Annotated in this window: 14 protein-coding genes; 9 read left to right on the top strand and 5 right to left on the bottom strand. The window is 43.4% G+C overall.

What is annotated here, in order from left to right:
- Positions 1–64: 64 nt before the first annotated feature.
- The 5 genes from F0261_RS14885 to rplM form a co-directional block, all read right to left on the bottom strand.
- Positions 65–3187: a TonB-dependent receptor gene (locus F0261_RS14885; protein ID WP_171338353.1), complete on the bottom strand. Its 3123-nt coding sequence runs from the start codon at positions 3185–3187 to the stop codon at positions 65–67.
- A 65-nt stretch (positions 3188–3252) separates the two neighbouring features.
- A complete protein-coding gene (locus F0261_RS14880; RefSeq protein ID WP_014978388.1) occupies positions 3253–4233 on the bottom strand; it encodes a FecR domain-containing protein in 981 nt (326 codons plus the stop codon).
- Entirely contained in the window at positions 4233–4799 is a 567-nt protein-coding gene (locus F0261_RS14875; RefSeq protein ID WP_269350171.1) for an RNA polymerase sigma factor, read from the bottom strand. Before F0261_RS14875 ends, F0261_RS14880 begins: the two co-directional genes overlap by 1 nt.
- A 129-nt stretch (positions 4800–4928) precedes the next feature.
- On the bottom strand, positions 4929–5321 hold the full coding sequence (rpsI, locus tag F0261_RS14870) for a 30S ribosomal protein S9 (RefSeq protein ID WP_014948330.1): 393 nt from the start codon (positions 5319–5321) through the stop codon (positions 4929–4931).
- A 12-nt stretch (positions 5322–5333) separates the two neighbouring features.
- Positions 5334–5762, bottom strand: coding sequence for a 50S ribosomal protein L13 (gene rplM, locus F0261_RS14865; RefSeq protein ID WP_014948329.1), 429 nt, complete (start codon positions 5760–5762; stop codon positions 5334–5336).
- Positions 5763–6034: 272 nt separating this feature from the next.
- Here rplM and F0261_RS14860 point away from each other — a divergent pair, with 272 nt between their 5' ends.
- The 9 genes from F0261_RS14860 (at position 6035) to F0261_RS14820 (ending at position 14066) form a co-directional block, all read left to right on the top strand.
- Positions 6035–6931: a hypothetical protein gene (locus tag F0261_RS14860; protein ID WP_039219667.1), complete on the top strand. Its 897-nt coding sequence runs from the start codon at positions 6035–6037 to the stop codon at positions 6929–6931.
- A 74-nt stretch (positions 6932–7005) separates the two neighbouring features.
- A complete protein-coding gene (locus F0261_RS14855; protein WP_171338351.1) occupies positions 7006–7671 on the top strand; it encodes a response regulator transcription factor in 666 nt (221 codons plus the stop codon).
- Between the two features lies 1 nt (position 7672).
- Positions 7673–8962 (top strand): HAMP domain-containing sensor histidine kinase, encoded by a 1290-nt coding sequence (locus F0261_RS14850; RefSeq protein WP_171338350.1) that lies wholly within the window; start codon positions 7673–7675, stop codon positions 8960–8962.
- The gene (locus tag F0261_RS14845) at positions 8946–9311 is read left to right on the top strand and encodes a cupredoxin domain-containing protein (protein WP_171338349.1); all 366 of its coding nucleotides are present in this window, start codon (positions 8946–8948) and stop codon (positions 9309–9311) included. Before F0261_RS14850 ends, F0261_RS14845 begins: the two co-directional genes overlap by 17 nt.
- Positions 9301–10065, top strand: coding sequence for an FTR1 family iron permease (locus tag F0261_RS14840; protein ID WP_171338348.1), 765 nt, complete (start codon positions 9301–9303; stop codon positions 10063–10065). The genes F0261_RS14845 and F0261_RS14840 overlap by 11 nt, the downstream gene beginning before the upstream one ends.
- Positions 10062–10763 (top strand): hypothetical protein, encoded by a 702-nt coding sequence (locus F0261_RS14835; RefSeq protein WP_071817178.1) that lies wholly within the window; start codon positions 10062–10064, stop codon positions 10761–10763. The genes F0261_RS14840 and F0261_RS14835 overlap by 4 nt, the downstream gene beginning before the upstream one ends.
- Before the next feature lie 90 nt (positions 10764–10853).
- A complete protein-coding gene (locus tag F0261_RS14830; RefSeq protein ID WP_171338347.1) occupies positions 10854–11591 on the top strand; it encodes a glycosyltransferase family 2 protein in 738 nt (245 codons plus the stop codon).
- On the top strand, positions 11581–12258 hold the full coding sequence (locus F0261_RS14825; RefSeq protein WP_171338346.1) for a TVP38/TMEM64 family protein: 678 nt from the start codon (positions 11581–11583) through the stop codon (positions 12256–12258). Before F0261_RS14830 ends, F0261_RS14825 begins: the two co-directional genes overlap by 11 nt.
- Positions 12255–14066 (top strand): glycosyltransferase family 39 protein, encoded by a 1812-nt coding sequence (locus F0261_RS14820; protein WP_171338345.1) that lies wholly within the window; start codon positions 12255–12257, stop codon positions 14064–14066. Before F0261_RS14825 ends, F0261_RS14820 begins: the two co-directional genes overlap by 4 nt.
- Positions 14067–14153 lie beyond the last annotated feature (87 nt).

Below are 14153 nucleotides of genomic sequence, written 5' to 3'. Positions count from 1 at the left end.
AAGAAAAGGGCGCTCAGTGAGAACGCCCTTTTTAACTAGTAAGTATGTTTAGAATGAACGCAGGTTAGAACTTATGATTTAGAGTTACATAAGTGTATCTTCCCATTGATGAATGCAACGCACTATTGAAACCGAATGTCTCGTCTGAAAAAGGCGGTTCTTCGTTAGTTAAATTTCGCATACCTAAGGTTATCTTAGTGGTACCACTAAGAAGTGAATCCTCACTTAATGTAAAACTCAAAAAAGCATCAATCGTCGACCAATCATCTAACACATAAGTAACTAACTCACCTTCACCATTGGTGTAATTCAGGCTTGTATCTTCGACATCACTTACGAACCGATACTTCAATCCCGCTCTTACTGCACCTAGTGAATAAGTTAAAGCAAGGTTAGCTCGCCATTTTGGGCGTTCATTTTGCCTTATTAGAGAGCCATCACTCCCGAAAATAGAAACTAGTTCACCCTCATACAAAAGTGCTTCATTCCCTTCGTTTTGAGCTGCAACAACAATATCTGTAACAGAGTCAGAGCCCTGATCAAACTTCTTCAGATTTGCTGCATTTAAGTTGATTGAGAATTTTCCGATATCTGTTTCCAATCTGTAATCAATACTGTAGTCGATACCAGATATTTCTCGGGGGAGGAGGTTTGTATAGTCGTTACGAACAAACAATATCTCACCGTTCTCGTCACGCACAACGTTATTGTTTTGGCTTCCTTGAGACCGAAGTAATGCATCGTAGAGAATTTGAGTTTGGCTATTTAAAATCCCTACTGTGTTCTCCTGCTTTATTTCCCACCAATCGAGAGTGAACGTCAAGTTCTCAGTTGGTGTAATAACTACGCCAAACGAATAATTTTCACTTTCTTCAGGACTCAGCGTGTCACTTCCATTTCTTAGCTCTAAAGTACCTCTATTACTTTGAGTAACTGGATCTACTCGCGTATTTGATCTTGCAACATCAACTGCGGTAACTTGCGGTAACCCTGGCGCTTTGAAGCCGCCAGAATACGCACCTCGAAATAGCGCGTTCTCGTTGACCCTCCACGCTAGAGCAAACTTAGGTTTAAAAACGCTCCCTACATCAGAAAAATCTTCATAGCGCCCTGCAACCTGCAAATCTAAGCTCTCAATTAGAGGTAAATCAGCGATTAGTGGAATCGCAAATTCTGCAAAAGCGGATACAACGTTGCGGCTCCCGCTTGCATCCGGCGTAGGACTACTGCCCAGCACCTGACTTGCAATCTCTGTGGATGTTAGGCCTACCAGATCAGTAAAAAACAACGTGCCATTCAAGTCGTCACTACGTTTATCAAAAAAGCTTTCATAGCGATATTCCACTCCTGCGGCAAATCCAACTTCGCCAGCAGGCATAGAAAATAAATCTGGTCTGGAAACTTTGGCATCGATCGAAGCAAGCTCAGTTTCAGATTCGCGCTCAACATTTATCATAAAACTTTCAATTACACTCTGAGGGACATCAGTATCATCTACGGAGTTAGGATCGCTTAAACTTGCGCCACTAAAAATGTTGTATGCTGTTGATTCATCAGTGCTATTTACTGCTTCTTGAAAAAGGCTCGTGTTAATCCGATTTGCAGAATCAAGTGTGTTCGCTTTTGAGTACAATACTGCTGAGTCAAAATCCCAGCTTCCTAAATAGCCTCGTGTACCTGCTAAGAGGCGATAGCTATAATCGTCCACTTTTACATTTCTTGGTCCAGTATCTATTGGACGGTATCGACGAACAGTAACCTCTTCTCCAAATGGGTTGTAAAATGCATCAGCAGACACTGTAAACCGTTGAGCTGTTAAGTTTCCCGATTGTTCTCGAATACGCTTTGCAGTTGCTGAGTAATAAAGCGCTTCTGCATAGATTTCTACATCATCGTTCAAGTAATGATTGACAAGGGTGTATAAATTTAACCTATCAACTTCTGAACTTAAGCTACGTTGACTATTTGAGTCAAAACGAAGATCTCTAGGTGTGGACCCTGAGGCGGCGCATATATTGTTATTCAACACTGCAGCACATTCACCGAAAGAGGAAGGCTGAATATGAAAGGTTCCCAGTGAGTCTGATGAAAACTCTCCCCAAGGAGTTACCGTCGTGCGGTTATCTAATTGTGTATCTCCGACAAAATCTTCAGGAACTTCTGAGTAATCACGCAAATCTGATGTCGCGGAGTAATCTCGCTCATTAGCCATTACCATATCTCTATGGTAATACCCCCCACTAAAAGTTACATGGGTACTGTTGTCATTGAATAACCACCCAGCTGCACCAGAAAGATTTACCTGGTCTCTACCAGTACCTTGGCTACTCCCGTATTGCGCCTGAACTTCCGCACCGACATACTTTTCATCGAGAACGTAGTTAACAACGCCAGAAATTGCATCTGTACCGTAAATGGCTGCGGCACCGTCTCTTAAGACCTCTACTCGCTTCAAACCTTTAACTGGAAGCGTGTTAGAATTAACGGTTGTTACAGGAACTAAATTTTCAGCTTGGGTGCCTGGATGTAATACAAGACGGCGACCGTTTAATAAAGTAAGAGTGTAGCCCGTCCCTATTCCTCTAAGGTTCACAGATGATACATCACCACGGGCGTCATTGACGCCACCAACAACTCGCTCGCTATTAAAATTTACAGCGCCTTGTTGGGGTAGTTCGGCAAGAATTTCAGCGCCGCTGGTTAAGCCGAGACCATCAATGTCTTCAGAAGACATCGTAGTAACTGGAAGCGCTCCAGTGTCTTGCATCCCACGAATATTAGATCCCGTTACTTGGACTCTCTCAATACTGGCTTCTTGGTTGAGGGGCTCGTTTGGTGACCCATCGCTACTTTGTTTCTTCGCTGGAGTGTTAGGCGAGTTGTTTTGCGGTACAACAATAAACGTACTATCCGACGTCTTTTTATAGATGTAATCACTATCTTTAAGCAGTTGCGAAAGCGCATCCTCAACACTCATGTCACCCGATATACCAGAGACAGAAGTCCTCTTAATTTTTTCGTCTGAAAACAGTATTTGAATTTCACTCTTTTCTGCCAATAGCAACAATGCATTATCGAGTGTGGTGGCTTCTATGGACAGGCCTTCTATTGTTTTTGCGTTTGCGCCGTTCGATATTGCTAGCGCAATGCAAAGTGCGAGTGTACTTGTTGTTTTTGGCAACATCATGGCTGCTCCTTGTATATTTATTATGCGTCCTTTGATTAATACGCAGCCAGAATTAAAAGCCTCCGCTATTTTTTCACTATTTTTATATTTTTTTCAGTTTCTTCTATTTTTATCGGCAACGTTGCTTCCAACGCTGTCAAAATCGCATCGCCATCTGTTAGTTTAAACACACCGCTAATTTTGAGGTTTGCCGCACTTGCATCAATTGTAATTTTTTTGCTTCTATAACGATTAAAGTTATCAATTACATTCTCTAATTGTTCGTCGTCGAAACGTAAATATCCAGAACGCCAGCTATGCGCTTTTTCAACTTTTTCATCATTTTGCTTTGTAATAAGTGAACTAGACGCTTTAAAAGAAGCGACGGCTCCTGCCTCAAGATAAAGAGGCGCTTGATCGGGTAGGCTTGTGAGCGGATTTTCACTTTCGACAGCAACAATACCTTCAGCTACAGAAATGTCGAATCCGCTCTCAGATAGCTTTATATTGAATTTAGTCCCTACAACTCTAACAATCTTAGAGTTAGTATAAATAAGAAAGGGTCTAGATTTATCTTTGGCAATATCAAAAAAAGCTTCCCCTTTTTCTAGCCATAGCTCTCTTCTATTAGGCGTGAAGTTGACTTTAACTTCAGTCGCCGTGTTTAAGGTAATTTGAGAACCGTCGGAAAGACCTATATTGCTAACCTCGCCAATTGCGGTTGCGTAGCGCTGAACAAGATTCAATGAATGTTCAAGTACTGTATCTTCACCTTTCAAAAATAAAAATAAACATGCAGTGACCAAAAATAAACTGGCTGCAATATATCTAAAGTGATAAAAGCGTCTTTCAAGCTTATCTCGCCAACTACTTTTTTGAGGTAATTCAGGAGCAGCTTCCCATATTGCTAATGCTTGTTCGAACGCAGCCTGATTATCATTACTCGCTTCACACCAAGTAGTAATTTCTGTCTCTTCTTTGGCTGTCAGCTCTCCGCTATACAAGCGGATTACATATTCACTTGCCTGCTGACTGATTAAATTTTGCCTATTTAGCTCAGAACTCATTAGTCTAAAACCTTATTTCTGATTGCAGTCAGCGCCGCTGCTATGTATTTTTCTACTGTGCTAACGGATACACCTAACGTATCACTAATTTCGCGATAGGATTTCCCCTCTACACGACATAGTATAAAGGCTGATTTATGGTAAGGGTTGATACCATTTAAAACGTGCTCAATTTCAGAGAGTTTTTCGAATATTCCAGCCTGTTTTTCTGGCCCGTGGTCTTTTTCCCCATGGTCAGCTTCTGAAAAACTTTCATGAGCATCACGTGCTCGGACTTTTGCTCTTCGTTCTCGGTCAATAATCAAGTTGGCAACAACGGTGAAAAGAAAACTTCGAAAAGTATCTTGTCGCTCTTCTGACTTAGCCGCCAGTCCTTCCATTGAAAATAGCTTTGCGTACATTTCTTGTAAAATGTCTTCGATTTCATGCGTGCTAACCCGAGCACGAACGCGAATAAATCGACGAAGCGCAGACTCATGCTCTCGCACTAACGCATACAGTGAGGAATTGTCGTCTTGTTCTGAGACCGTTACTGGCGGCTGGGCTTTGAGGTAAACTACTTTCACATTTTCGACATAGTTGAATTTCAATAAGTACTTATACGCAGCTTAAACCAAAACCCTCCATCTTTTCTGCCTTTAGAAAATAAAAAACCCGGCATAAGCCGGGTTTTTGCAATACAAAAAACGTAAAAATTAACGCTTTGAGAATTGTGGACGCTTACGCGCTTTGTGTAGACCAACTTTCTTACGTTCAACGCGACGTGCGTCACGAGTAACGAAGCCAGCTTTACGAAGTGCTGGACGTAGTGCTTCATCATACTCCATAAGAGCACGAGTAAGACCGTGACGGATTGCACCCGCTTGACCGTTAGAACCACCGCCTTTAACAGTGATGTATACGTCAAACTTTTCAGTCATTTCAACAAGTTCAAGTGGCTGACGAACAACCATGCACTCTGTTTCACGACCAAAGTACTCGTCAAGAGCGCGTTGGTTTACTTTAATGCTACCTGTGCCTGGACGTAGGAACACACGAGCAGTAGAACTTTTGCGGCGGCCTGTGCCGTAGTATTGAGTATCTGCCATGTTAATAGCTCCTTAAATGTCCAAAACTTGTGGTTGCTGTGCGGTGTGCTTGTGCTCTGCACCTGCGTAAACTTTCATTTTACGGAACATTGCGCGACCTAGAGGGCCTTTTGGCAACATGCCTTTAACTGCTTTTTCAATAACCATTTCTGGCTTGTGAGCAATTAGTTTTTCAAAGTTTGTCTCTTTAAGACCACCTGGGTAACCAGAGTGCGCATAGTACATTTTGTCTTGCGCTTTACGGCCTGTTACCGCAACTTTCTCAGCATTGATTACTACGATGTAATCACCAGTGTCCACGTGAGGTGTGTACTCTGGCTTGTGCTTACCACGAAGGCGTAGTGCGATTTCAGAAGCCAAACGGCCTAGAGTTTTGTCTGTGGCGTCTACCACATACCAGTCACGTTGTACCGTTTCTGGCTTAGCAACAAAAGTTTTCATTTTCAAATTCACCCGAATAATATCGTCGTTACTGATTTCTGAACACCAGAAATCACCTTAAAATCAACACAATGACCCCTTCGAGCCGGCTGATTCTTCCACCTTCCCAAAGGTGGGCGTAACTGGGCAGGGCGCGAATTATACAGGAATTGAAGGAAATGCGAACCCCTAATAACAAAAAATATGGATAAAATTCCATCATCTGCCGATGACATAGAAACCGATTTGAGGTAACGTCAAAACGTTATATTTGGAACCGCTATAAAAACAAAATGAAAATGTCTCGCTTCGTAGCTTCAATGATGATGCTACACACGCTATTTATAGCCAGTGTAAATGCTGAGGAGTTAGTATATACACGTGCGTTTGCCGATGGTGATTATGGCAATTATCATGTAGCTGTGCTCAGTGCAGTTATCGCAGCAACACCAGAATACGGTGATGTTGCTTTAACCCCTCACCCCCATCCTATGAGTCAGAGTCGTCAGCTTGTTACTTTGCTAAAAGGCGATGCGGATGTAATGTGGAGTGTCACCAACAGTAACCGAGAGCAGCGTCTTCTGCCCGTTAAGTTACCACTGCTGAAAGGTTATTCAGGTTATCGCGTATTGGTGATTAACCCTTCTGAGCAGTCCAGTTTTGCCCAACAAACCGGCGAAGCATTAAAGCAATCAACCATGGTTCAAGGCGCAGACTGGCCAGATTTAAGTGTACTTAAAGCAAATGGCTATAACGTAAGTGGTGAAGATTGGAGCCTTTGGTTCCATTCTATGTACTCTATGGTAGATAAGGGGCTAGTTGACGCTTTCCCCAGAAATATCATAGAAGTACACCTCGATTTAGAACGCCATAAAGATAAGCATATCTCTTTAGAGCAGTTCCACCTATTAAAATACCCCAACTATGAGTACTTTTTTGTTAGCCCAGATAACCCTGCCCTCGCGAATAGATTGAGATTAGGTCTTATCAGAATTCTAGACGGTGGAGAACTCGAACGTATCTTCGATAGCTTCGAAGGGCACAGAAAAGCAGAAATGCTTGCCGATGCTGAAAGTAGAAAAATTCACGAACTCGGCAACCCAACAATACCTTATAAACTAGATTACGCGCGGTGGGATAAATACAAAGATTTAGCAATACGCGCGCTCGAAAAAGAGATGTCAGAGTAAAACACTAAACACTTAAGGTTTTCTTAAGGTCTCTCGTTTAGTGTTTTGATTTGTTTTTTATCAATGAGTTTTTTATGCGTGTACTGCTCGTAGAGGACGATAGGCCGTTGTCTGACGCCCTCGCCCTTTCACTAAAGAATGCCAACTTCACGGTAGACTGTGTTTATTCAGGCGCAGATGCCCTTGCAACGCTTCGAGCGGGCCAAAGTGACATCGTCATTCTTGACTTGGGTTTACCTGACACAGATGGCCTCGACGTACTAAAATCTATTCGAAAGAAAAACGCAACGCTTCCTGTGTTGATACTAACTGCACGGGATAAAACGCTAGACAAAATCTCTGGCTTAGATGCAGGCGCCGACGACTACTTACCAAAACCGTTTGAAATAGAAGAACTGTTAGCTAGGATTAGAGTACTTGAGCGTCGTCTGAGCACAGCATCTCACACCATTGTTAGCGTTAAGAATGTCAGCTTTGATACTGCCCATCATACGCTTACTATCGACAATCAAAACGTTCACTTACCTCGACGTGAACTCATGCTAGTAAAAGCGCTTATTGAAAACGCAGGGCGCATACTGAGTAAAGATCAGCTAGAGAATAAACTTTATGAGTGGGGAGAGGAAGTGGCAAGCAACACGATAGAAGTACACGTGAGTAATTTGCGTAAGAAAATGCCTCCTGAGTTTATTAAGACTATTAGAGGCGTCGGTTATTGCATTTCAAAATCGGGGGAGTGAATTGTCTTCAATTCGCCGCTTTCTAATTCTTACACTGATCAGCGCGCTTGTTTTAGTGATATTTAGTGCAGCACTTAAAGGCTACCGCGCAACGCTGGGTATATCGAATACCTTGTTAGATAACGAGTTAGTTGAGCTATCCCGCGCAATCTCTTACGTAGATAGCGGCACCCGCACACAGCAACAGACACTTTTCTTCCAGGTATGGAAACAAGGTAAGCTGGCCAGCTCATCTACTGACGCGCTAAGCACGCCGTTAACCAGCTTTTCCGAGGGCTTTTCTGAAGTAAACGCACTGGGCACACGCTGGCGGGTACATACCCGGTTTAACCCGAATAATGATAGCTGGTATATGGTGGCTCAACCCGTAAGTAGTCGCTTCACTTTAACTGACTCGCTAACTGTAGCCGCCATCACCCCTTTTATAATTAGTGTGCCAATTCTTGCACTCATTCTCTTTTTTGGCATAACTTGGGGACTATCGCCGTTAAAACACCTATCAAAACTCCTTGCCAGCCGACAGGGTAATGACTTTTCTACCATTGCGTTATCCCGTGAGCCCAGTGAACTTACACCTGTTGTTTCTACGTTAAACACCATGTTCACGCGACTGAATTCAGCGTTCGAACGAGAGCAGCAATTCGCATCCAATGCGGCGCATGAGCTTAGAACTCCGCTCAGCGTGATGAAAATAAACATTCACAATATAGCGAACGAGTTAGGTGAAAAAGGCCACGTATTGGCTCCCCTCAAAGCAGACACTGACAGAATGATCCACGCGGTAAACCAATTCCTTTTGCTTACTCGCACCAGTCCAGAAACGTTTGCAGAACAGCGAGAACCTGTAAATGTGCATGTGGTCTCGCAAGAGGTAATTAGTGACCTATACGGCGCTATAGAAAATAAAAACCAAGAAATAGCACTGGAAGGAGAAGAGGCCTGGTTGCTAAGTTCTCAATTTGTCCTTTACACCTTGCTTCAGAACTTAGTGAGCAATGCAAGTAAATACTCTCCTAGCGGTGCACAAATAATAATTAGGATTGAACGACGGAAAAACGAACTAGCTTTAAGCGTCTGTGATTCTGGGCCAGGCATTCCTGCTGACCAGCACGCTGTCGTGCTAAACCGATTCAAAAGAGCATCTAACAGCTCCCCTCATTCGGGAAGCGGCTTGGGGCTAGCAATTGTAGAACAAATCGTTGTATTACACGGGGCTGAACTCTCTTTACATGAAAGTTCGCTAGGGGGATTAGAAGTTAGGGTGGCATTTTCCAATGACTACATACTCTAAGATTTCTTTATTCTGCTTTTCAACCCTTTGTGCTTTTTATACGCCCCTTGCGTTCGCCTTACCTGAAGTGGTGGTGGAAATTAAAGAGCACTTATTCTTTCCTCAGGAAGTGATTGTGCCTGCTGGGCAAAAAGTAAAACTAACCTTTGTTAATTTCGATGATACCCCCGAAGAAATAGATAGCTTTTCTTTGAACAGGGAAAAAGTGATATTTGCGAAAAGTCGAGGAACCATTTTTATTGGCCCATTAAAAGCCGGTGAGTATCCTTTTTTCGGCGAGTTTCACCCTAATAGCGCAGTAGGAAAGGTAATAGTTAAAAACAAAGAGGACACGCTGGATGCTAATTAATACTGTCGTTCTCTTCTTGCGTGATACCTTGCCCATATTCCTGCTCATTAGTGTATTGCTGGTGCTGCCGCGTGTATCTACGCTTGCCGTTGCGTGGCGGGTGTTGCTGCTGGTATTGCTCGCTGTATTTACCTACCCCCAGCTAGGACTGGTATCGCAGCTATCAGAAGGTGCCGGATTTGAGTATCTCAAATCAATTCTGTTTTTTATTGCGTGGTTGGGTATGTGCCTTGTTGTCCTTTTGCCGTCACGTATCTCAAATTGGTTCAGTCTAGGCCTCACCCTACTAGTAATAGGTATTGGCTTACCCAATTCGCTGCACTTTTTAGTTTATTTTGTTTCCGAGTTATCACGTAATAGTGATAGTACGTTATTACTCTTGGGCACTATCATTGGTCTGGGTATAAGTATTAGCATCGCTATTCTACTTAATATTTTGCTCACCCACTTTGTTAGCAAGCGAGCAACATACTTTTTTGCAACCACATTTGTGGCAGCTCAAACCGCTAATATCGCATTACTATTGGAACAAACTGACACCTTCCCACCGCCAAGGCAGCTATGGGATAGCAGCACAATAATTAGCGACAATAGCGAATATGGTCATCTTCTGAATTCTCTCGTTGGCTATGAGGCTACGCCCTCGACGAGCTATTTATTGGTGTTTTTCTTCGCACTTATCGTGCCTAATTTAATTGCTTTCTTTTCTTCAAAAAAGAGATTCTCTGATGAAATTCAGGAGGTCGTACAGTGAGACGTTTTCTCCTTACTGCTATCGCATTATACGCCGTGTTTTCAAGTAACGGTTATGCAGATAATTTTACCGTAGATAAGGTTTATCACCCTTATGTATTACCCTTTGAACGTGAGTTTGAGTGGCGACTTACCTCAAGACAAAATGACGATGGCAATGTTTTAATGCAACGCTTCTCGTTCGGCCATGCACTTTCAGAGTTTATGATCCTCGAGACATACCTTGTCGGTGCGCGAGATGAAAATGAAGATTTTGGCTTAGAAAGCTACGAAGTAGAGTTACGCTGGATGATGACTGAACAAGGGCGATACTGGGCTGACTGGGCAACGCTGTTTGAGCTGGAAAAGCAGCACAATACCGATGACTGGGAAGTTAAAGCGGGGTTATTAACAGAAAAAGAATTTGGCCAATTCAGTTTAACAACTAACATTAGCTTGGTGTACGAGTGGGGTCAAACTGTTGAGAATGAATGGGAAAGCGAATTTAAAGCCAAGTTTAGGTATCGCTGGATCCCTGAAGTACAACCTGGATTAGAAGTGTATGTAGCAGAGGACTTTATCGGGGTTGGTCCAGCATTCATGGGCATAAAACGCTTTGACCGACAGAAACAGTTAAAATGGGAACTGGGCTTTATTGCCGGACTAAATGGTGACAGTAAAGATCACACACTTCGCATGTCGTTGGAATACGAATTTTAATGCAAGTTTGCACTTTAGCGCCTAACTTAAGCTTTCCTTAAGGTTCAACATTTAAAGTGCACGTCATTCGATGATTTACCAAATATTCTTATGCACCAGTTTGACGTCAGTGTTGTTTTACCTGCTAAAAATGAAGCCAAAAACCTTTCTGCTTTGTTACGAGAAATTGCAGAAGTGGTTCCAAGTACAACAACAGAAATTATTGTTGTTGATGACGGTAGCAGCGACGACTCCCTAGCCTTGCTGCATAACCTTTCAAGCACCTTGCCGGTAAGTTGTCGTGTCATCGTCCACCCTATGAGCTGCGGTCAAAGCACTTCGGTTTTTCACGGCGTTTTACAGGCAAAAGGAAAGTGGATCATCACCCTTGATGCTGATGGGCAAAACGATCCTGCTGATATACCGCGACTGATTCGCGCAGCTAAAGAGACTAATGCAGGGCACTTCTGCGTTATCGGACATCGAAAAAAGCGAAAAGATACCCCGTGGAAGCGATTTCAGTCTAAAGTTGCCAATCGTGTTCGCCAGTGGATCCTACAAGACGACACACCAGACACGGGCTGTGGCTTGAAACTCCTCCCAAGAAGTACCTTTTTACTTTTGCCCTACTTCGACCATATGCACCGATATATTCCCGCTTTAACTAAAAGACTTGGGGGAGAAGTGGTATGTGTATCGGTCAATCATCGCGCGCGCTTAGAAGGTAAATCAAATTACACAGCATGGAATCGTGGCTGGGCAGGGATCATCGATATGCTTGGCGTTAGATGGCTAATGTACAGAAATAAGCTTAATCACATTGCCAGCGGAATGGGTCATGAAGACTAATATTCGCCGCCTCAAAAGCTTCATCCAGTTTTTCATCGGGGCAGCAAGCATCGCGCTTGTCTGCTATGTGTCGTTTGAGGTCACTGGTGAAGTATGGAAGCACGGTGATGATACAGATTGGTTGAATGCCTATACTTCAAATTTAAATTGGCAATCGCTGTGCATGATACTGAGTGGTTGTGTTGTACTTTTAACCATGGGTTTTCCCCGTCAGGCTGTCAGTTTTTTTTGCGGAGTGGGCTTTGGCGCATTGCAGGGAGGATTAATTGCCTTGTTGCTAACGGTATTGTCTGCATGCATAGCCTACGCATTAGCAAATGGCCCTCTGCGCTCACTTGCCATCCGTCTTTTAGGCACAAAATTAAAGCCTGTTGAAAACAAACTGGCCAAGCGAAGTTTTCGCAATGTGCTAATTGTTCGTTTATTCCCTGTTGGCTCCAACCTAATCACAAACGCTGTCGCAGGAGTGCTAAGCGTTCCGTTTGTCCCGTTTATTACTGCAAGTGCAATCGGCTTTGCGCCTCAAACTTTTTTGTTTACTTTACTTGGAAGCGGTTCTCGCTTTGTCAGTTCCCTTGAACAGCCTTTACAAATAGGTGGCTTGATCATAAGCCTTCTTCTACTTCTATCCTTATCAGGCATTTCTCGTAGGAGTGAGCCGTCGTGAGGCTTGTGCTTAACTCAAATAGCCATGCATCTACCCTGTTCTTTTTTGCCTGTGCTCTGATATTTGTTGGTCTGGGTTTCAGAGATGCTTGGCCCCCCGATGAGCCTCGATTCGCATTGGTCGCAAAAGAGATGGTGAACAGCGGACAGTGGCTTGTGCCCATGCGCGGTGGCGAAATTTATCCGGACAAGCCTCCTGTGTTTATGTGGTGTATTGCCTTCTTTTACCTTATAACGGGTAGCTTGAAGGTGGCTATGCTCCTGCCTAACGCAATCGCAAGCCTTGTCACTTTGGGGCTAACCTACAACCTATCGCTACGACTTGCCAGCGAAAAAGCGGCGATGTTGAGTATGCTCGTACTTCTACTGAGCCCCCAGTTCCTCATTCAAGCCAAATTTGCTCAAATCGATGCCCTTGTCGCCTGTTTTATTTGGATTGGCGTCTACGGGTTCATTCAGCACTTTTACGTGCGTGTTAGTTGGCGATGGTACTTTACAGCATGGTTCTTTATGGGGCTTGGCATCATAACGAAAGGCGTTGGCTTTTTACCTATTCTTTTGTTTATTCCCATTGCGTTTTTCGCATTTACTAGCGGCTCACATCACGGTAAGTGGTCATTGCGCATGTTGTTTGGCCCCTTAGTCATGCTATCAGTTGTGGCGATGTGGCTTGCACCTCTGCTTTATATTGGTTTGATAAAACAAGAGCCTCAAATACAACAATACTTGTCGAATATTTTGTTTAAACAAACGGCTGAGCGATATGCCAATGCCTGGCACCACATAGAGCCCTGGTATTACTATATTGTTGAAGTTATTCCTCTATTTTGGATAACTCCAATTGCCATACTTGTATCAAAAACTAAGTCGTTAAAAGATGTACTTATTCACAACCCCGCTTACTCATCATTGTTGATATGGGTAATATTAGTCGTCATTTTTTTTAGTATCAGTCCAGGTAAACGTGGTGTTTATGTTCTACCGGCACTGCCAGCGTTGAGCATGATTGCAGGTCTGATACTTGCAAATTCAACTGTATCAAGAGGATTAGCGCTGTTTGCGCGCGCAGTGACTTCGTTAATCTCTGGCGCTTTATTGATTGCTGGCTTAGCACTGCTGTTTCACGAACCCATCGCCAGTAAGTTGATTACGCGCTTTGACAGCGACAGCGAAACCCTTGTTCGTTTAAGCATAGTATTACTTGTACTCGGTTTCGCTGGGCTTTGTACTCATATCGTCTACTATGTTTACAATAAAAAGCGCAACGCAGGGGATGGAGAATTACTCGCCCGCCAATTACTTTCATGGCTTTTCATTTTAACTGTAATCCCTTCCACATTCGGAGCATGGCTGCTAAATGACTACCGTACTCCCCGTATAGTCCTTCAAAATGCAGAAAGCCAGATAAGTGATATGTTGACAAAGGATTCAACTGCCTTCGAGGTAGGGATAGTCAGCTTTAAAGAACAGTATTTGCTTTTTTCACCCTTTCAAATGACTCATTTTGGTTACCATACCCCTAAAGAGCTAGAAAACGGTACAGCGTGGGCTTGGCTAACTGATACTTCCGAGCCTTCCCGCGGGCTAACAAAAGCTTCAGGCCAGCGGATTAGTCCCCCAATACGTCAACGCTTTTTGTTAGTTCCAAGTGACTACAAGTTTCAATGTGTAGACTTGTCACAAGCAACTTCACTGGGCATAGCCCACCGTGACGAATGGTTATTGCTTCCTGCCAGTGCTGCAAGCGCTACCTGTGATTTACCGACTAACGGCCCAGTTTTTAACAGCTATAAAGGCTCAAGCAATTAAATGGCTTGGGCGTTCTTAACATTAACCTTTATAAAAATTTTTCACACTTAAGGTTCTCTTAAGGTCTCGCGTTAATACTCATAACAT

Source organism: Alteromonas sp. 07-89-2, from assembly GCF_013113925.1.
Classification (GTDB): Bacteria; Pseudomonadota; Gammaproteobacteria; order Enterobacterales; family Alteromonadaceae; genus Alteromonas; species Alteromonas macleodii.
Note: the sequence above shows the minus strand (reverse complement) of the source record. Positions and strands in the feature narration are given on the sequence as shown.